17 protein-coding genes and 1 tRNA gene are annotated in these 18711 nt (G+C 59.1%); 3 read left to right on the forward strand and 15 right to left on the reverse strand.

Features of this window, described 5'->3' with window-relative positions; all coding sequences use genetic code 11:
* Positions 1-43 precede the first annotated feature (43 nt).
* Positions 44-1372 carry an MFS transporter gene (locus HHJ06_RS05510; protein WP_215428356.1) on the reverse strand — a complete coding sequence of 443 codons (1329 nt, stop codon included), beginning with the start codon at positions 1370-1372 and terminating at the stop codon, positions 44-46.
* Positions 1373-1471: 99 nt separating this feature from the next.
* A complete protein-coding gene (locus tag HHJ06_RS05515) occupies positions 1472-2947 on the reverse strand; it encodes a mannitol dehydrogenase family protein (RefSeq protein WP_215428357.1) in 1476 nt (491 codons plus the stop codon).
* A gap of 317 nt (positions 2948-3264) precedes the next feature.
* Between HHJ06_RS05515 and HHJ06_RS05520 the strand changes: the two genes are divergently transcribed.
* Complete coding sequence (locus HHJ06_RS05520) at positions 3265-4227, forward strand: PfkB family carbohydrate kinase (RefSeq protein ID WP_215428358.1); 963 nt, start codon at positions 3265-3267, stop codon at positions 4225-4227.
* A 139-nt stretch (positions 4228-4366) separates the two neighbouring features.
* Here HHJ06_RS05520 and HHJ06_RS05525 read toward each other — a convergent pair.
* From HHJ06_RS05525 to HHJ06_RS05575, 11 genes are all read right to left on the reverse strand, one after another.
* A tRNA-Leu gene (locus tag HHJ06_RS05525) sits at positions 4367-4452 on the reverse strand.
* A 103-nt stretch (positions 4453-4555) separates the two neighbouring features.
* Positions 4556-5071, reverse strand: a complete 516-nt coding sequence (locus tag HHJ06_RS05530; protein WP_215428359.1) for a hypothetical protein — start codon at positions 5069-5071, stop codon at positions 4556-4558.
* Positions 5068-5874: a tRNA threonylcarbamoyladenosine dehydratase gene (locus HHJ06_RS05535; protein WP_215428360.1), complete on the reverse strand. Its 807-nt coding sequence runs from the start codon at positions 5872-5874 to the stop codon at positions 5068-5070. Before HHJ06_RS05535 ends, HHJ06_RS05530 begins: the two co-directional genes overlap by 4 nt.
* A 2-nt stretch (positions 5875-5876) precedes the next feature.
* Positions 5877-6680: a TIGR00282 family metallophosphoesterase gene (locus HHJ06_RS05540; protein WP_215428361.1), complete on the reverse strand. Its 804-nt coding sequence runs from the start codon at positions 6678-6680 to the stop codon at positions 5877-5879.
* Positions 6681-6713: 33 nt separating this feature from the next.
* A complete protein-coding gene (locus tag HHJ06_RS05545) occupies positions 6714-7184 on the reverse strand; it encodes a universal stress protein (RefSeq protein WP_102713589.1) in 471 nt (156 codons plus the stop codon).
* Positions 7185-7269: 85 nt separating this feature from the next.
* Entirely contained in the window at positions 7270-8235 is a 966-nt protein-coding gene (gene trpS, locus HHJ06_RS05550; protein ID WP_215428362.1) for a tryptophan--tRNA ligase, read from the reverse strand.
* A 180-nt stretch (positions 8236-8415) separates the two neighbouring features.
* A complete protein-coding gene (locus HHJ06_RS05555; RefSeq protein WP_215428363.1) occupies positions 8416-9270 on the reverse strand; it encodes an NAD-dependent epimerase/dehydratase family protein in 855 nt (284 codons plus the stop codon).
* Positions 9267-9962 (reverse strand): 2-C-methyl-D-erythritol 4-phosphate cytidylyltransferase, encoded by a 696-nt coding sequence (gene ispD, locus HHJ06_RS05560; protein ID WP_215428364.1) that lies wholly within the window; start codon positions 9960-9962, stop codon positions 9267-9269. Before ispD ends, HHJ06_RS05555 begins: the two co-directional genes overlap by 4 nt.
* Positions 9959-10414 (reverse strand): GatB/YqeY domain-containing protein, encoded by a 456-nt coding sequence (locus tag HHJ06_RS05565; protein ID WP_251841432.1) that lies wholly within the window; start codon positions 10412-10414, stop codon positions 9959-9961. Before HHJ06_RS05565 ends, ispD begins: the two co-directional genes overlap by 4 nt.
* A gap of 118 nt (positions 10415-10532) precedes the next feature.
* Entirely contained in the window at positions 10533-11447 is a 915-nt protein-coding gene (locus HHJ06_RS05570) for an SMP-30/gluconolactonase/LRE family protein (RefSeq protein WP_215428366.1), read from the reverse strand.
* 100 nt (positions 11448-11547) lie between these two features.
* Complete coding sequence (locus HHJ06_RS05575) at positions 11548-13104, reverse strand: 2-isopropylmalate synthase (protein WP_215428367.1); 1557 nt, start codon at positions 13102-13104, stop codon at positions 11548-11550.
* A 167-nt stretch (positions 13105-13271) separates the two neighbouring features.
* Between HHJ06_RS05575 and HHJ06_RS05580 the strand changes: the two genes are divergently transcribed.
* Together HHJ06_RS05580 and HHJ06_RS05585 are read left to right on the forward strand one after the other, a co-directional pair.
* The gene (locus tag HHJ06_RS05580) at positions 13272-14150 is read left to right on the forward strand and encodes a fumarylacetoacetate hydrolase family protein (RefSeq protein ID WP_215428368.1); all 879 of its coding nucleotides are present in this window, start codon (positions 13272-13274) and stop codon (positions 14148-14150) included.
* A gap of 56 nt (positions 14151-14206) precedes the next feature.
* On the forward strand, positions 14207-14575 hold the full coding sequence (locus tag HHJ06_RS05585) for a rhodanese-like domain-containing protein (RefSeq protein ID WP_215428369.1): 369 nt from the start codon (positions 14207-14209) through the stop codon (positions 14573-14575).
* A gap of 184 nt (positions 14576-14759) precedes the next feature.
* Here the strand turns inward: HHJ06_RS05585 and HHJ06_RS05590 are convergent, their stop codons facing one another.
* Complete coding sequence (locus HHJ06_RS05590) at positions 14760-15554, reverse strand: PEP-CTERM sorting domain-containing protein (protein ID WP_215428370.1); 795 nt, start codon at positions 15552-15554, stop codon at positions 14760-14762.
* A 562-nt stretch (positions 15555-16116) separates the two neighbouring features.
* Complete coding sequence (locus tag HHJ06_RS05595) at positions 16117-18699, reverse strand: ATP-dependent Clp protease ATP-binding subunit (protein ID WP_215428371.1); 2583 nt, start codon at positions 18697-18699, stop codon at positions 16117-16119.
* Positions 18700-18711: the final 12 nt, after the last annotated feature.

Raw genomic sequence — 18711 nt, forward strand, 5'->3', positions numbered from 1 at the left:
GACGGGCTGTTCCACCGGACCCGGCTTCTCCCCGGAAAAGGAATCAGTCCGTTCCTTCCAGCAAGTCCTCTTTCCTGACTCGGGAGCCCGCAAGGGCGTAGGCAAGCATGACCAGTTCACAGAGGAAGACAAGCATCCATGACCAGCGCCAGCTTCCCAGCGCGTCCGTCAGAGCTCCCTGGAGGAAGGGGAAAACGGCGCCGCCGAACACGCCCATCATGAAAATGCCGGAAGCCTTGGCGGTATATTTTTTCAATCCCACGGTGGCGAGCGTGAAAATACAGCCCCACATGACGGAATGGAACAATCCTACGGAAACCAGCACCCACAGGTTATGGGTGTAAATGGCGACCAGCGTCAGAATGGCCGCCGCGGAGGTTGCCGCCGTCAACTGGACGCGGGGGGAGATATGGTTCAGCCAGCTGGAAACGATGCGCCCCACCATCAGGCCGCCCCAGTACAGGGAAGCCAGCAGGGCCGGAATGCCCAGGTCCACCCCCCACACCACCAGGTTGCTGGAACCCAGGAACAGCAGCGGTTCATCCGAATTGCTGAGTTCCAGGGCGTGCAGGTTCACGTTGATGCCCACGGATACCTCCGCGCCCACATAAAAGAAAATGGCGATCACGCCCAGCGTCAAATGCCGGAAGGACCAGATGCTGCGCTCCAGCTTCTCACCTTCTCCGGCCGTGGTGTCCCGGATGTTGGGCAGGTAAAGCCGCTTCGTCATCAGGGTGACCAGCGCAATCAGGACGCCCAGGACAAGCAGGGGAAGCATCAGCTGCCGCACGTGGACGCTCTCCATGGGCAGTCCGGCAAACAGGATGCCGGTCACGAAAAACGGCGCGATCGTCGTTCCGAAGGAGTTTACGGCGCACACAATGTTGAGACGCTGGACGGGCTGGGTTCCCTTCAATTCATAGGACGTCACGTAGGGATTAATGACGACTTGCAAAACCGTGGCCGCGGTGCCCATGGCATAGGAACCCGCCAGGAAAATAAAATAGCCGTAGGGGATGCCGGCCCCGGCGATTGTCGTGCGCAGGTCCCCGAACTGGACGGTGAACCATGCGGACAGGAAAAAGACGGCCAGCCCGAGCACCATGAACAGGAGGCCCCGTATCAGCGTGGTCTTGTAGCCGTAGCGGTTGATCCAGCGGGAGGCGATGTTGCCGTTCACCAAATACGCCAGAAAGAAGAAAAAGGGAATCAGGGTGATGAACGTGTTTTTCAGGGTGCCGGCGTCCGACAGGAAGGCGCTTTGCAAAGGCCCCTGGAACTGGCCGTTCACGGTGGACAGGAACCCGACGAGAAAATAAATGAAGGTCAGGGCAAGGAAGGGGCCCAGGCGTGAACGCGGTTGTGTTTCCATGAGAGGGGGGAAAGGTGAGAATGCGGCGTAGAGGAAGAGGCTGGGAAGGTTCCCTCCTGCCGCCCGAACCGGGCCCGGACGGCAGGAAGAATTGTATGACTACGGAAGAACCAATTGTTCCAGAACGGGGAGAACGCCGTCTTTTTCAAGCTTTTCCACCATTCCGAGGTACTGGCCGGCAAACTTCTCCGACGCTTTTAAATCCGTGCTCCGGAAGGGGGACAGGGCAAGGAAATCCAGCGGGTCGCCGCTGGCGATCAGTTTCCGGTCCTCTTTCGTCAGCCAGGGTTCGTTCACTTCGTAAGCCTGTCCCCGGTCATCCTTCCCGTGCTTCAGGTAATGGCGGTAGACGGCCACGAAAAACGCCAGGCGTTCCAGGTCTGCGCCGTCCCTGATCATCTTCGTTAAAACGGGCATCACATACACGGGAATTTTAGAAACGCCGTCAAAGCACAAGCGGCTGATCTGGTCGCTCACCGCCTTGTTACCGAAGCGCTCCAGCAAGGTCTTCTTGTACAGCTCCAAATCCGTGTTCCCCGGCGGCGGAACGTAGGGGCCCGCGTCCCGGTCCATGAAAAGGCGCAGGTAGCGGGCAAACCGCTCATCCCCTACCGCCTCGTCCACCCGTCGGTACCCGGCCAGAAAGGCGGGGTAGGACAGCAGGGAGTGGGACGCGTTCAGCAGGCTGAGCTTCATGTTCTCATAAGCGGAAACGTCGTCCGTAAACTCAACGCCCACGGCTTCCCAGTCCGGCCGCCCGGCAATGAAATCATCCTCAATCACCCACTGGATGAAATCCTCCGAATAAACGGGAGCGGCGTCTTCCACGCCGCTCTGTGCGTCCAGCCGTTTGACGTCGTCCGGCGTGACGGCGGGCGTGATGCGGTCCACCATGCTGTTGGGGAACGTCACGTTCTTCTTCACCCATTGCGCCAGTTCGGGGTCCTGGGCTTCGATAAAGGAAGTAAACGCCTTCCGGGCCGTATTCCCGTTATGCTGGAGGTTGTCACAGGATAAAACGGTTACGGGGCCTGCGCCGTCCTTCCGCCTTTTCCGCAATCCGGCGGCCAGGAAGCCGAAAACCGTACGGGGGTGGTTCGGGTGTTCCAGGTCATGTTTCACGTCCTTGCTGCCGAGCATGAACTCTCCGGTCTCCTTATCCAGATTGTACCCCCCTTCCGTAATGGTCAGGGTGATGATTTTAGTCCGGGGGTCCGCAATCCTGTCGATGACCTTTTCGGGGTGCTCAGGCCCCCACGCCAGATCCACCAGGGAGCCTATCTCATAAAACTCGTCCCTGCCGTCGCGGCCGCAGACCGTAAGCGTGTAAAGGCCGTCCTGGCTTTTCAGAGCCTTGTAAAGGGGCTCGTCCTGCGGCAGCAGGGCCACACCGGAAATCCCCCATTCATCACGGCCGCCCATGCCCAGAAGCTGGTTCGTGTAAAACTCTTCATGCGCGCGGTGGAAATTGCCCACTCCTATGTGGACGATTCCCGGCTGAATGGTTGTCCTGTCATAGGGAACGGGAGCTCCCGGAATCTTCGCTTTTCCCTGTCGTTTCAGTTCCTTCTTCATCTTGAAATGGGGTATCAATATTTGCCGTCTCATTTAATGGGCATTTCCGGAGAGGCAGGTGTTAGGGATATGCCAGACTTTTTCCCCTACCCGGCGGGTTTATCACGCGCCGCAGGGAGCGTTTGCGGAAAAATCCCGGATTTTCTCTGGGGCGCGGCTTCCTCAGGAAAGGAAAAAATGCCGGAAATGCGCCCTTTCCGGCATGACTGGAATGAACCTCTTTTTCCTTTCCCGGAACAGGCGGCGCGTTCTATGCTTCACTATCTCTCCCGGCTTTCCTTTCCGCCGGAAGAACCACCTTCAACATTTGGAAAAGCATGTATGACGTCGTAGCTCTCGGAGAACTGCTGGTGGACTTCACCCCCTGCGGAGTGAGCGCCCAGGAACTGCCCGTTTACCAGGCCAATCCGGGGGGAGCCCCCTGCAATGTCCTCTCCATGCTGTCCCGGCTGGGGCGCAGGACCGCCTTCATCGGCAAGGTGGGGCATGACATGTTCGGGAAAATGCTCCGGCGCACGCTTCAGGAGGAAGGCATTGACGATTCAGGGCTGGTCTCTTCCCGGGAAGTCAACACCACCCTGGCCTTTGTCCAGATTGACGAACAGGGCGACCGTGATTTTTCCTTTTACCGCAATCCCGGCGCGGACATGAAGCTGACCGCCGGAGAGGTGGACATGGCGCTGGTGGAAAACACGCGCGTCTTCCACTTCGGGACGATCTCCATGACGCACGGCGACGTGCGGCGCGCCACCCGGCATGCCGTCAGCCATGCCCGGGAAAAGGGTGCCCTCATCACCTTTGATCCCAATCTCCGGCCTCCGCTCTGGCCCAGTCTGGAACTGGCCCGGGAACAAATGCTCTATGGCTGCGGCGCGTGTAGCGTCATGAAAATAGAAACGGAGGAACTTCTCTTCCTCACCGGCTGTTCCTCCATGAAGGAAGGACTGGATGCCCTGAAAAGGAAATTCGGCAATCTCCGCCTCATCCTCGTGACGGGGGGCAGGGAAGGCAGTTGGGCTTCCTATGGAGGCAGGCTTGTTTACCAGCCTACGTTCCTAAAGGTCAGCACCATTGACACGACGGGAGCCGGAGACGCCTTTTTTGGTTCCTGCCTGGACTGGATTCTGGAAACAGGACTGGAAAACCTGACGGAAGGACAGTTGGCGGACATGCTTTTATTCGCCAACGCCGCCGCTTCCATCGTGACGACGCGCAAGGGAGCCATCCGCTCCATGCCGGCCCGTGAAGAAGCCCTGGCCCTGATGGCTGAAGGCGTTTAAGGTTTTTTCTCCGGATGCTTCTTCCTGTTCCGGGATTCCATCAAAATTGGCTGTTGCTCCAGTCTTTGACGTTTCGGGCCCTCTTCTCCTGTCAACAAGAAACCCTCTCCAAGCATTTTACTTAAAGAGGGTTATTGAATGGTGCTCGAGAGGGGACTCGAACCCCTACGTCTTATCGACACTAGATCCTTAGTCTAGCGCGTCTACCAATTCCGCCACCCGAGCATGGGTGCCTTAAGGCGGGAAGTTTTTAGCGCACAGGAGCGAATAGATCAAGCTTTTTTCTTCTTTTTTATCCTGTTGCTTCCGTTTTTTGAAGGCGGCTTTTTTACCGGACTGGAAGGGAGGTTGCCACGGGCATGATGGCCGGACGCAGGGTGACGGCCTTGGTGTCATATTTTTCCGAGGGTTTGAAGAGCCAGCCGGGATTGGTGTTGATGGGTTCGAACCGGGTCGGCTTGAAGATAGGCAGCTTCAGATTGGAGTTGGGCTCGTAACCGTATTTGCCCGTGTATTTGCCGTACACCCTGTATTCATAGTTGTTGTCATAGGCGTAACGCGGGCTCCCGGCGTATTCCGGCAGGCGGTCCGGAGTACGGCAGGAGCTTTCATCCATGATGACGAGCTGGGCCGTTCTCCAGGTCTGGCCCGGCTGGCGCAGGTAGCCCCAGAAGCGGGTCGCCGGGACATGATAGCGGCGGCCGACAAAGTAGTTTCCCCTGGGTTCTCTGGCAATTTCCGCATTGCGGGCGTTGATGCCGGCGATGTCTTTTTCCAGGGAGTTGCACTGGGTCAGGGCGGGAAGAAGAATAGCCCCCAGCAGGGGAAGCAGGAGTTTGTTCATGGTTGCGGTGATGTTTGTTTCTTGTTTAAGAGCATTTGGATGGCGGCGGAGGCCGCAAAGAAGCCGAAGGTGCCAGTGATGTGCGTGATGGAGCCGAATCCGGCGTCACAACCCATTTTCCCCTGGAATTCCGGGTCGCGCTTGCAGGAGGTTTCTCCGTCACAGGTAGGGTATACGGGAGTTTCCTGGGAGAAGACGCAGGGGATTTTCAGTTTGCGGGCTTTTTCCCCAAGCGGGAGGCCATAGTCTTTTTTGAGTTTGTAGCGCAGGCTGGAGAGCAGAGGATCCCCCTTGGTGCGGGAGAGGTCCGCTATTTCTATTTTAGCGGGGTTGACGCGTCCTCCCGCGCCGCCGCAGGTGACCAGGAGCTGCTTGCTGCGGTAACAGGAGGCGATGAGGTGTGCTTTGGGCGCCAGGGAGTCAATGGCGTCAATGATGACGTCCGGTTTCGCCGCCAGCAGTTTTTCTGCGTTGGAGGTCGTGTAGAAGCTGTTGATGGAGATGGTTTCCGCGTCCGGGTTGATTTCCCTGATGCGTGCGGCCATGGCTTCCGTCTTGGACTGGCCGACGGTGGACGCCAGCGCGTGGATTTGCCGATTTGTGTTGGTGATGCAGAGGTCGTCCAGGTCCATCAGGATGATGGTTCCTACTCCGGAGCGGGCCAAGGCTTCCGCCGCCCAGGAGCCTACGCCGCCAATGCCGATGACGGCCATGCGGGAGTTCCGGAGAAGGTCCAGCCCGCTGGTTCCGTACAGACGGCCAATGCCGCCGAATCTGGCTTCATGGTCTGTGGCGTTGGGCATGGTCAGGAGGCCGGTTTTTCCACGGTTTGGCTGATGCGGGCAATGTTGAGGGCTTTGCCGGTGGCTTCATCCACCTGCACGACGGCTCCGCAGAGGCGGACGGGCCAGTTGGCCACTGGGAATTTGGCGGGCATGGAGGAACGGAAGCGCTGGATAATGGGTTCCCGTTCCCGGCCCAGCACTCCGGCGGCAGGGCCGCACATGCCGGCGTCCGTCAGGTAGGCCGTGCCATGTTCCAGGATGGTTTCATCCGCGGTCTGCACATGGGTGTGGGTTCCGATGACGGCGGAAACCAGCCCGTCCAGATTGTACCCGGTGGAGATTTTTTCACTGGTGGTTTCCGCGTGCATGTCCACAAAGATGACGTTAACGCCTTCTTCCTCCCTGAGCCTTCTGGCTTCCGCCTCCGAGATGAGGAAGGGGTTTTCAAGCGGCGGCTGGATGAAGGACCGCCCCTGCACCTGCATGACGGCTATCTTCCCCCTGGGCGTTGCCACCACCACACTTCCGTGCCCCGGCGTGCCCTGGGGATAGTTGAGGGGGCGCAGTACGCGCGGTTCGGAGTCCAGCCACGGCGCCAGTTCCGCCTGGTCCCAGACGTGGTCCCCGGTTGTGATGACGTCCACTCCGGCATGCAGCAGTTCCTGCGCCAGCCGGGGGGTGATGCCGCGTCCGGCAGCCGCGTTTTCTCCGTTGACGATGATGAAGTCCGCCCCGTGCTCCTTTTTGAGTTCCGGAAGCATGTGCTTCACGGCGGTGCGGCCGGGTTCGCCGACCACATCGCCTATAAAGAGTATGGTAATCATGAAATGGGACGGGTCTTGTGCGGATGGCGGCTTTTATTGTTCTTCCTTGGTGACGGGAACCACCAGCACGGGCACGGGGGATTTACGCATGACGGAGCTGGCTACGCTGCCCAGGAAGACGGTGGAAAGGAAGCCGTGGTTGTGTTTGCCCACCACGATCATGTCGATGTGGTGTTTTTCAGCGTAGTTGATGACCGCCTCGCTGATTTCGAATTCGTCTTCCACGGCCTGGATGATGGTGGCGTCCGTCAGCCGGGAGAGTTTTTCCGCCGTCTTTTTCAGATGGTTTTTTGCGATGGAGATGACTTCGTTTTCCTCCGTCTGGTCCATGACGGGCACGGGCACTTCATCCGGCAGCACGCCGGAGACTTCATAACAGATACTGGGTTCCACAATGTGGAGCAGATGGATGATGCTGTCGTTGGGGCACGCCAGTTTGCCGATCTGATGAATGACGGCATCCGTGGCGTTGGAGAAATCAATGGCTACCAGAATATTCTTCATATATTCCTGTATAACATTCCGTGCTTTTCCATGCCACTAAAAAACGTGTTTCACTCCGGGTTCTCCGGCATTTCAACCCCGCGGTTCAGATCAGGCCCACGGCCCGGCGCACCCTGTCCAGCACCACGGAAGCCGTTTCCCGCGCCTTGCGCGCCCCGTCTTCCAGCACCTGGTGCACGTAGTCCTGGTTGGCTTCCAGTTCAGCCCTGCGCTCGCGCGCGGTGCGGAAGTATTCCCAGTACGCGTCAAAGAGGCGCTTTTTGAAGTCGCCATAGCCGCAGCCGCCGCTCCGGAAGTCATGGACCATGGTTTCATAGCCTTCCGCGGAGGCAAAGAGCTTGTAAAGCTGGAGGATGATGGAGCCTTCCGTGGACTTGGGTTCCTCCACGGGGGTGGAGTCCGTAGGGATTCTCATGATGAGCTTGCGGACGGCTTTTTCCTCGCCGAAGATGGGGAGGGTGTTGTTGTAGCTTTTGCTCATTTTCTGACCGTCCAGGCCGGGAACGATGGCCGTGCTTTCCGCAATGAGCGCATCCGGCAGCTTGCAGGTGCCTTCCCCGAATTGTTCGTTCATCTTGCCCGCCAGGTCCCGGGTGACTTCCAGGTGCTGCTTCTGGTCCTTGCCCACAGGCACTAGGTCGGAGTCATACATCAGGATGTCCGCCGCCATCAGCACGGGGTAGGTGAAGAGGGCGTTGCTGGGGGAAAAGCCCTTGGCGATCTTGTCCTTGTAGGAGTGGCAGCGTTCCAGCAGGCCCACCGGGCAGACGGTGCCGAGTATCCACGCCATTTCATTGACTTCCGGCACGGCGGACTGGCGGAAAAAGACGCATTTTTCAGGGTCCAGGCCCACGGCCAGAAAGTCTGTCGCCAGGTTTTTGCAGTTTTCCCGCAGGGCGGCCGCGTCATGGACGGTGCTCATGGCGTGGTAGTCCGCCAGAAAGTAGTAGGAGTCTCCGCGTTCCTGCATGCGGACGGCCGGTTCCATGGCTCCGAAGTAGTTGCCGACGTGGAGCTTGCCGCTGGGTTGAAGTCCTGTGATGATACGCATTGCGCGCAGGATTGTGCCCGTTCACGCCCGGCAAGTCAAGAAAGGGGAGAGTCAAAGACTGCCGGGACGGCCGCCCTGGCGCCACGCTTGCCCCGGCAGATGCCCGGCACATTGTTCCTCCCTTTCCTTCTTCTCCGGAAAGCCGCTTGGGACGTGGGGATGGAGGAGTCCCGCCGGGGTTTATTCTTCCAGCGCTTCCAGCACATTGTGCACGCCGTCCGCAAAGCTCGGGTAAAGCGGTTCCCAGCCCAGGGCCAGCAGGCGGGAACAGGAGATCCTCTGGTTGGAGAAGCCGCGGCGCGCCTCCGCCCGGAGCGGTTCGGGCTGTGGAGCGGGCCTGCCCAGGAGCCCGGAGAGATAAGAGTAAATTTCCCCAAGCTGCATGGGGGTGCGGTCCGTCAGGTTGTAGATGCCGGAGGGCGGTTCACGGAGCGTGCAGAGCAGGTGCAGGGCGCCCACGGCGTCATCCCGGTGGATGTAGTTGATCCACCTGTCCATGTCTCCGGGGAGGGCGGTGCCTTCCGTACAGTATTGGGAGACAAGCACGCAACGGTCCGGGCCGTACAGGGCCCCCAGCCGGACGACGGTGCCTCCGGCGGCAAGGACCGCCTGTTCCGCCTGAATGAGGAGGCCGCTTTTTCCGGAGGCGGGATAGACGTTGTGCTCCTCCGTAATCCAGCGGCCGTCCGTGATGCCGTAGACGGAGGTGCTGGAACAGAAGATGACCGGTTTTCCGGGGAAGGCTTCCAGCGTGTTTTGCGTTCCGCGGATGTAGAGGCTGCGGTAGGCATCCTCGCTTCCCCCGCGGGTGCTGGCGCACATGACGATGATGTCCGGGGAGGGAATGCGGGCGGCCAGGCTGCGCATGGAGTCTGCGTTTGTGACATCCGCTTCATAAATGGCCCGCTGTGCGTCTATGTCCGCCGTAAGGGCCGTGTGGCCGGCTTTCCGCAGGCTTTCCGCCAGGGCTTTTCCCAGATAGCCCGTTCCCAGGATAAGGACGGCGCGGGGGGGGGTACACAGGAGGCTGGTCATAAGGTATTGCGGCGGTGCTTGAGTTCCAGCAGAATTTCAGCGCAGGAAATGTCTTCCGGCCAGGTGATCTTGGGGTTGGGCCCATGGTTGTGCACCAGGCGGGTGGGGTGGCCGATGAGCTGCAGGGCGGTGACTTCATCAGTCACCTTCATGTTCCGTTCCGTGACTGCCGCGTAGGCGTCCAGGAGCAGTTGATATTGAAATACCTGTGGGGTTTCCATGCACCACAGTCCTTCCCGGTCCACCTGTTCCGGAAGCGTAAAACGTTCTTCATTGGCGCGTTTCAAGGTGTCCGTCACGGGATGGGCTGAAGCGGCTGCTCCACATTCCCTGGCGGTCTGGATGCAGCGGGAGATTTGCTCCACCGTAATGAGGGGGCGCGCGCCATCGTGCACGGCTACGAGCCCGGGCGTGTAAAGCAGGGCCGCCAGGCCGTTTTTTACGGATTCGTGCCGTTCGCTGCCGCCGTCCACGCGGGTGACGGGTACTTCCGTCTCCATGTCCGCGGCGTTAATGGCTCGGAAGCGTTCTTCCGGGCAAACCACCACGATTTCCGTGATTTCCCGGCAGCCGGCAAACGCCCGGATACTGCGTTCCAGCACCTTGACTCCGTGCAGGGGCGCCAGGAGCTTGTCAAATCCGGCGCGCCGGGAAGACCCGGCCGCTACGATGATGGCGGCGCAGCCTTTCATGAGAGTCTGGCTGATACCATCCGGGCCAGTTCCTTGCCATTGACCCTCCCGGCGGTGCGTTCCTGCATGAGTTTCATGACCTGGCCCATGTCCTTTTTGGTGGCGGCTCCCGTTTCCTTCATCACGTTTTCCAGAATGGCCGCCGTCTCCTCCGCGGTGAGCTCCGCAGGCATGAATTGCTTGAGGACGATTATTTCCGCTTCCTCCTTGTCCGCCAGTTCCGGACGTCCGGCGGACCGGAATTGTTCCGTAGAGTCTTCACGCTGCTTGATTTGCTTGCGGACCACGGCCAGTTCTTCCGCTTCCTCCAGAGGAGTGCCCAGGCCGCCTTTGGCGATGCCCGCATTCGTCAGGGCCGTCTTGAGGGCGCGCAGGGTATTGAGAGTGACAGAGTCTTTTGCTCTCATGGCGGTTTTCATCCCTTCCATGATTTGGTCTGAAATCTTGCTCATATCTCCATTAACTAAACGCATCCCCGTTGCACTTCAAGCCGTAAATTGAAAAAGGCCGCCAGCGGGGGAGATGCCACTAGCGGACCTGGAGAGGTTGTAAAAACGGAAATAGTTCCGGTTATTTTTTCCCGCCAATGGGCATGATGTGGATTTTCTTTTCCGTCATGCCCGGAGCCACGATCATGGAGTCATACAGGATGAAGTCCGCCGTGCCTTCAATGGGGCCGGTGGCTACCGGAGCGGAACGCCCCGTTTTCAGGTCCAGCCTGCGGATGGCTTCCGGTTTTTTGTCCTTGGACCAGTCGCTGTAATAAAGGGCGTTGTCCCGGTAGGCCAGGCCGTCATACTGTCCCCGTTCCTTGGAGAGTTCCGTGACTTCACGGGAGACGGGGTTGATGGAGAGCAGGCGGCCGCTGGGCTTGCCTTTTTCATCCGTGGCGTATTCGCAGAGGTAGATGACTTTTCTTTCCGGATCCCAGGCCAAGCCGTTCGGCTTGTAAATGGGCTGCTTGGTGACCAGCTCCCCGTAGGAACTGGTATTCGTGTCCACATAGAAGATCTGGTTGGTATCCGTGGAGGAGACCATGAGCCTGCCGTTGATGAACGCCAGGTCATTGAGGAATTTCATGCGGGAGGGGGACAAGTCCACATATCCCTCAATGGTGCCGGTTTTGGCGTCTATCTTGTAGACCATGTCCACATCCGTGCAGTACAGGAAGCCGTCCTGGTACAGAAGCCCCTTGGGAGCGTCCAGGGTGTCCACCTCCGTGATTTTCTTAGGTTCCGTGGAGCCGTGCGGGATAACGCCCAGATAGCCGTCCTTGTCCTTTTCCGTGGGCGTGAGCTTGGCGCCGATGCAGGTGAAGTAAATGTTGCCTTCCGCATCAGCCGCCACGCTTTCCGGGTGGCCGTCAATGGAAATGGTAGCTTTTTCCAGGGGAGGGAGGGGATTGGCCGGCGCCGGCTGTTTTTTGGCGGGAGGCGCCGCCAGCACGCTGCCGGCCAGGCAAAGAAGGAGGAATGTTGCTTTCATGGGGTTGTACCGTGTAAAAGGTTATGAATTTATGGCACGGCGGCAGGGGAAAATCAAGCAATAGAAGTTGTCCTCCCCGCTGCCGTGCGGAGCGCCGGGATCAGATGGCGCCTGCGTCCAGATTGTTGGGCTGGGGCATGTTTTCCATGCGGATGGAGCGGTTGACCGCGTTCAGGTAGGCGCGGGCGGAGGCTTCAATGACGTCCGTGGAGGCTCCCTTGCCCACGATGGGTTTCGCCAGGCCGAAGTCTACGTGCACCGTGACTTCACCCAGGGCGTCCTTGCCTTCGGAGGCGGCGTTGACGCTGTAGCCTTTCAGCGTGCCTTTACGTTTGGTGATGCGTTCAATGGCCTTGATGACGGCGTCCACCGCTCCGTTGCCCGTGGAGCTGTCCTCAAACTTTTTGCCTTCCTTGAGCAGCCCAACCGTAGCTGTAGGCCGGGCGTGGCTGCCTGCCACAAATTGCAGGAAGTCCAGTTCCCACAGGCCGGAGGAGGCATGCAGGGAGTCGTCCACAATGGCGGAAAGGTCGTCGTCATAAACGAATTTTTTGGAATCGCCCACTTTCTTGAAGCGTTCAAAGACGGTGTTGACCTCCTCTTCCGTAAGCACGTGGCCCAGTTGTTCCAGCCTGGCCTTTACGGCGGCGCGGCCGGAGTGCTTGGTGAGCGGGAGTTCCGTAGCGCCCCAGCCGACTGCCTGCGGGTCCATGACTTCATAGGTTTCCCGGCAGTTGAGGATGCCGTGCTGGTGGATGCCGGAGGAGTGGGCGAAGGCGTTTTCCCCCACGATGGCCTTGGAGCGCTGCACCTGCATGCCGCTCATGCGGGCCACAATGCGGGAGGTGCGGACGATTTCACGCGTGTTGATGTTGTCCGTCACGTCGCCGAATTGTCCGGCGCGGGTGCGCAGGGCCATGATGACTTCCTCCAGGGCCACGTTTCCGGCGCGTTCGCCAATGCCGTTGATGGTGCCTTCCACCTGGCGGGCTCCGGCGCGGATGGCGGCCAGGGAGTTGGCTACGGCCAGGCCCAGGTCATTGTGGCAGTGCACGGAGATGACGGCCTTGTCAATATTCGGGACGTTTTCCTTCAGGTGGCGGATGATGCGGTAGAATTCGTCCGGCGTGGTGTAGCCCACGGTGTCCGGAATGTTGACGGTGGTGGCTCCGGCGTCAATGACGGTCTCCACCACCCTGGTCAGAAAGTCCAGGTCTGTGCGGGAGGCGTCTTCCGGGGAGAATTCCACGTCCTGCACAAACTGTTTGGCGTAGGATACGCCTTCCGCGGCCATGCGCAGGATTTCCGTTTCCGCCTTTTTCAGCTTGAACTGCATGTGCAGCTTGCTGGTTGCCAGAAAGATGTGGATGCGCGCGCGGTCCCCGGCGGGTTCCAGGGCCCTGGCCGCCGCTTCAATGTCCGCCTTCACGCAGCGGGCCAGCCCGGCGATGCGGCATTTTTTAATTTCACCGGCAATGGTGTGCACGGCTTCAAAGTCGCCGTCGGAAATGCAGGGAAAGCCGGCCTCGATCACGTCCATGCCCAGCCGTTCCATCTGACGCGCCACTTCCAGCTTTTCGCGTAGGTTCATGGATGCTCCGGGGCATTGTTCTCCATCGCGCAGGGTAGTGTCAAAAAAGTAGATTTGGTCGGACATGGATTGATATGATTAAGTGCCCATATAATAGTGTTTTGCTCCGGTAAGGCAAGCCCTACGCGCTGCATTCCTCCACAGGGGCGCGGGAGGGCGGCGGGAGGGCGCTCCGGGTAAAGAATGACGGAACCGTTCTTTGCGCAAAAGGGGAAAAACTGTACAGTGAAAGGGTGAAAATAAGATTTTACCTGAATGACCAGGCGGAACGCATCATGGCCCTGTGGAGTGAAAGCCGTGGAGAATACCTGGTGGCGGATTCCGTGGTTGCGGAGGTGGATGCCTGCATTTGCGGGGAAACGGATTCCTGCGGGGAGGAGATGAAGCGCATAGCGGAGTTTCTGGACAATCCCGCCGCCAAGGCTGTGGACCCGGACTGGATGATTGATACCGCGCTGCCCTGTTCCCCCTCCAAGCTGGTGTGCCTGGGGAAGAGCTATGCGGCCCACGCGAAGGAGTTTGACGGCGATCCCGTGCAGGAGCCGGCTATTTTCCTGAAATCACCTTCCGCCATCACCTCTTGCAGTGACGTTGTTTTATATCCTCCCGGCTGCGATAAGCTGGATTATGAGATTGAACTGGCCGTCGTGATTAAAAATGTGCTGAAGAACGCTTCACCGGAGGAGGCCGCGAAGGCCATCAGCGGTTATACCCTGATGTGCGATTATTCCGAGCGGGCCAACCAATTGGAGCACGGCGGCCAGTGGACCAAGGGGAAGAGCTATGACAGCTTTGCTCCCATGGGGCCCACGTTTATTTCCGTGGAGGAACTGGGGGACGGCTCCGGCATTCCGCTGGAATTGAAGGTGAACGGGGAAGTGCGCCAGCATGGCAATACGGACGGCCTGATCTGGCCCGTGCCGGAGTTGCTTGCCTACATTTCCCGTTTCATGACCTTGTGGCCCGGGGATGTAGTCTCCACCGGAACGCCGGCAGGCGTGGGCATGGGGATGAATCCGCCGCAGTATTTGAAGCCGGGGGACGTGGTGGAGTGGGGCAGCCCCGCTTTCGGCTATGCTTCCCAGGCGGTGGTGATTGATGACGAAGCCTGAAAAAGGCTTGAGAGTTTTTTCTTGATTCCGCCGTTGCGGTTTAGTGAAGTGGAAACGTGAAAAACGTGGTTTTTTATGTGGTCATGGTGACCGGACTGACCGCCATTTTCGTATGGCTGAAGGGGCGTAATGCGGAACGCGTTCCTGCGGCTTCCTCCATGGTGGTGTCTCCGGACGCTGGAACGCCTCATGAAATTCTGCTGGTGGACGTCCGCACCCCGGAGGAGTACCGCACGGGCCACAAGGAGGGTGCCGTGAACATTCCCGTGGATGAACTGGAAGAGCTGGCGCCGCAACTGCTTCCGGATAAGAATGCCGTGATTCTGCTGTATTGCCGTACGGGCAAGCGGGCGGACAAGGCTGTGGAGACCCTCAGGAAAATGGGGTATTCCCATCTGGAAAACCTGCATCGGTTTGAAATGTAGCCCGTAGCTCCTTTTTTAGTGCGGGGTTTTCCATGCGCGCGGTCACGCCGTGTCCAGGGCCGGAGCAGGTTGATGAGCATAACGCAAAAGAGGTGCGGAAGCGTCAATAGGCTGCCCGATCAATAAACAAGCTCCGGCCGTTTTTATACAAACGGCCGGAGCTTGATGAAGATGAAACAGGGGGTTACGCCCGTCTGCGGCGCATCAGCAGAACGCCCAGGCCCAGCAGGCCGAGGCTGGCCGCGGCGGGTTCCGGAACGGAGGTGAGGGCCAGGGAATTGATGCTTCCGCTTCCGCCCTGGGACTGGATATTGAGCTGGGTTCCGTCGGCTGCCACATCGAACGTATAGGTAACCACCATCCAGTCTCCGGTATGCGTGTTGCCTGTGACGGTGGCGCCGTTCAGCGTAGCGCCGGAACCGGTGGAGTAGTTGTCCAGGCTGGCGGAGATGTTGGAGATGCCGCTGCCGTCAATGCTGAAGGAAGAAGTGTTGCCCGTACCGTAGTTGTTTCCGCGCCCTACCAGCATGGTGAGCGTGTAGGTGCCGGCGGACAGGTTGTTCAGGGACATCGTGAAATTGGCGTTGGCGGAACCGCTGGTGTTAATAACGCCGCCCATGGGATTGCCCGTGGACATATCCTGGCCGAAAATATCGTAAAATTTATTGTCCAGGCCCAGCGCAGAGTCTTTGGCGGAGGAATCAGTCAGAACACCGCCGCTCCCGCAACAGACGCCGCCGGTCGTCAGGGTGATGCCGGTAGAGTCGCCGCCGCTGGTTACCAGTGTTCCGGAAGTATAGGAAGAGGAGCTTCCAGTAGAGATTTTATTCACTTTTTGGCCGGATTCTCCCAGATACGTACCGTCAATAACAGCGGTACCATTTCCCGAATTAATCCCGAACGAAATGAGAACGGTGGAAGCTTGGGCCGCAACCGCCGCTCCCGCCATGGCTGCCAGAATGAATAATGTCTTCTTCATACTATCAATGAGATATGTGATTGGAAATGTTAGAACACCCTTCCTAGGAATAGGAAAGTAGCGGATTTATAATCCGGAGTCAAGCTTCAGTTCTAAAAGCAAGTCACTTGTGTTAAACGTTCGTTTCATTATTAAAACTTCTCCCGGAAGGAAAAATTGTTCTGTTGGGAATAACCGTACCAGAAACGCGGAATGCCTCTGCGGCAACCGGAATTCACACGTCTGCCAGGACATGCTGCTTTTGAGAAAGGGAAGTTCACTGACGTTCAAGTTCCTATTCAGTTGCCGCATAGGTCTGGGACGCTCCTGATGCTGCCCGGTATTTTCCGTTTTCCCATGGAGTGCTTCCCTCATCATTAAAAGTGGATAGGGAGGACATGGCCGTCACCAGGATTTAATTCATAACGGATTATAAATCCGTGCCATTTAAAAAGCGGGAGCAGGGCTTGTTCGTGGCCCGGAGAGGTTTTTGTTCCGGCGCCAGGGGGGCGTTCCTTCCAAAGAAGAAAACCCTCCGCATGGATTCATGCGGAGGGTTCCTGTCTAATGGTTGTCCGTAGGGTTATTCCGCCTTCGGCTTGCGGGGCGTCCTTTTACGGGGCGTCTTGGCTTTCGGAGACGCCTTGTCCTTGACGTGCAGGAAGGTGAGCGTTTCCGTTCCGTCCGTTTCCACGGCTTCAATCTTGTCGCCGGGTTTCACGTCTCCCCGCAGCAGGGCTTCCGCCAGCGGGTCTTCCAGCAGCCGTTCGATGGCGCGGCGCATGGGCCGTGCCCCGTACTGCGGATCGTAGCCGTTCTTGATGATCAGGCTCAGGGCTTCCGGGCTCAGGGCCAGCGTGATGTTCTTGGTCTTGAGGCGGGAGATGAGCTTGTCCGCTTCCAGCTTCACGATGCGTTCCAGGTCATCCCGTTCCAGCATGCGGAAGACGGAGATGTCATCAAAGCGGTTCAGGAATTCCGGGCGGAAGTGCTTGCGCGCTTCCTCCAGGATTTTTTCCTTCATGGCCGCGTAATCCGCGCTGTCGGCAGACATGGCGCCGAAGCCCATGGTGCTCTGCCTCTTGGCGGAGGCGGCCCCCACGTTGGAGGTCAGGATGATGATGGTGTTGCGGAAGTTGATCTTGCGCCCCAGGGAGTCCGTCACGCTGCCTTCTTCCAGAATCTGGAGCAGCAGGTTCATGACGTCCGGGTGGGCTTTTTCCACTTCGTCAAAGAGGATGACGGAGTAGGGCCTGCGCCGGACGGCTTCCGTGAGCTGGCCGCCTTCGTCATGGCCTACGTAGCCGGGAGGCGAACCGATGAGGCGGGACGTGGTGTGTTTTTCCATGTACTCGCTCATGTCCACCTGGATCAGGGCGTCCGCGGTGCCGAACATGATTTCCGCCAGGTTGCGGGCCAGATAGGTCTTGCCCACCCCGGTGGGCCCCAGGAAGAGGAAGGAGCCGATCGGGCGGCGCGGGTCCTTGATGTCCGCGCGGCTGCGCCGCAGGGCGCGGGCGATGGCGGAGGCCGCCTCGTCCTGGCCGATGACCTTGCTTTTCAGTTCTTCCTCCATGCGCAGAAGCTTGGTGGTCTCCTTTTCCTCCATCCGGGCCAGCGGAATGCCGGTCCATTTGGCAAGCACGCTCATCACGTCTTCATCCGTTACGGGAACGTAATTGGTCTCATAGGAGTTCCGCCAGGTGTCCAGCATGTTCTGGAGTTCCGCCTTGGCCTGCTTTTCCTCGTCGCGGAGGCGGGCGGCGTCCTCAAAGAGCTGGGCTTCCACGGCCTGGTCCTTGCGTTCCCTGATTTGCTCGATTCCGGCTTCCATCTCGCTGATGTGGTCCGGACGCGTCATCTGGGAGACACGCTTGCGGGCCCCGGCTTCATCCAGGATGTCGATGGCCTTGTCCGGCAGGAAACGCCCCGTGAGGTAACGGTGGGAGAGCTTGGCTGAGGCTTCAATGGCTTCCTTCGTATAATGCACCTTGTGGTGTTCCTCATATTTGGGCTGGATGCCGGCCAGAATCTGGATGGTATCCTCCACGGAGGGTTCCCCCACCTGCACCTGCTGGAAGCGGCGTTCCAAGGCGGCGTCTTTCTCAATGTGTTTTCTGTACTCATTGAGCGTGGTGGCGCCTATGGCCTGGAGCTCCCCGCGGGAGAGGGCGGGCTTGATAATGTTGGAGGCGTCCATGGAGCCTTCCGCAGAGCCCGCGCCCACGATGGTGTGCATCTCGTCAATGAAGAGGATGACGTTGCCTTCCCGGCGTATTTCATCCATCACGGCCTTGAGCCGTTCTTCAAACTGGCCGCGGTACTTGGTGCCGGCCACCATCAGCGCCAGGTCCAGGGAGATGACCCTCTTGCTGCGCAGGAGTTCCGGAACGTGGCCCTGGGCTATTTCCTGGGCCAGTCCCTCCACGATGGCGGTTTTACCCACGCCGGCCTCACCCAGCAGGACGGGATTGTTCTTGTTCCTGCGGCACAGGATCTGGATCACGCGCTCAATTTCCGAGGCCCGGCCGATGACGGGGTCCAGCTTGCCGTCCCTGGCGAGCTGGGTCATGTCCCGGCCGAAGGCCTGGAGAGCGGGCGTCTTGGACTTCTGCTGCCTGGAAAAGGAGGGGGAGGAAGGCTCATCCGCCGGGATGGCGGGGGAGTCGTTTTCCTCCTCGTCGTCATCGTCGTCCGGGATGATGTTGTCTTCATCCGCGTCCATCTGGTACTTGGGAGTGAGTACGTCCAGCAGCTCGCGGCGCGCCTGTTCCAGGTCCACGCCGAAGTGGCGCAGAATCTGCCCGGCCACGCCGTCTCCGTCCCGGATGAGGCCCAGGAGCAGGTGCTCCGTGCCCACGTACGTGTGGTTGAGTTCCTGGGCTTCCCGGTTGGCCATGGCCAGGACCTTGCGCACCCTGGGGGTGTAGGGGATGTTGCCCTCGGCCTGGGGTTCCGTACCCCGGCCTATCTGTTCCTCCACCTGCCTGCGCACGGCGGTAAGCTCCACCCCCAGGTTTTCCAGGATGGTGACGGCTACGCCCTTGCCCAGCTTGAGCAGGCCAAGGAGCAGGTGTTCGGTCCCTATGTAATGATGATTGAAGCGGTCCGCTTCCCGGCGTGCATGCGCCAGCACTTGTTGCGCCCTAGGCGTAAAGTTGTTCATGTTTTATGAAGA

It is taken from the genome of Akkermansia muciniphila (genome assembly GCF_018709685.1).
Lineage (GTDB): Bacteria > Verrucomicrobiota > Verrucomicrobiia > Verrucomicrobiales > Akkermansiaceae > Akkermansia > Akkermansia muciniphila_E.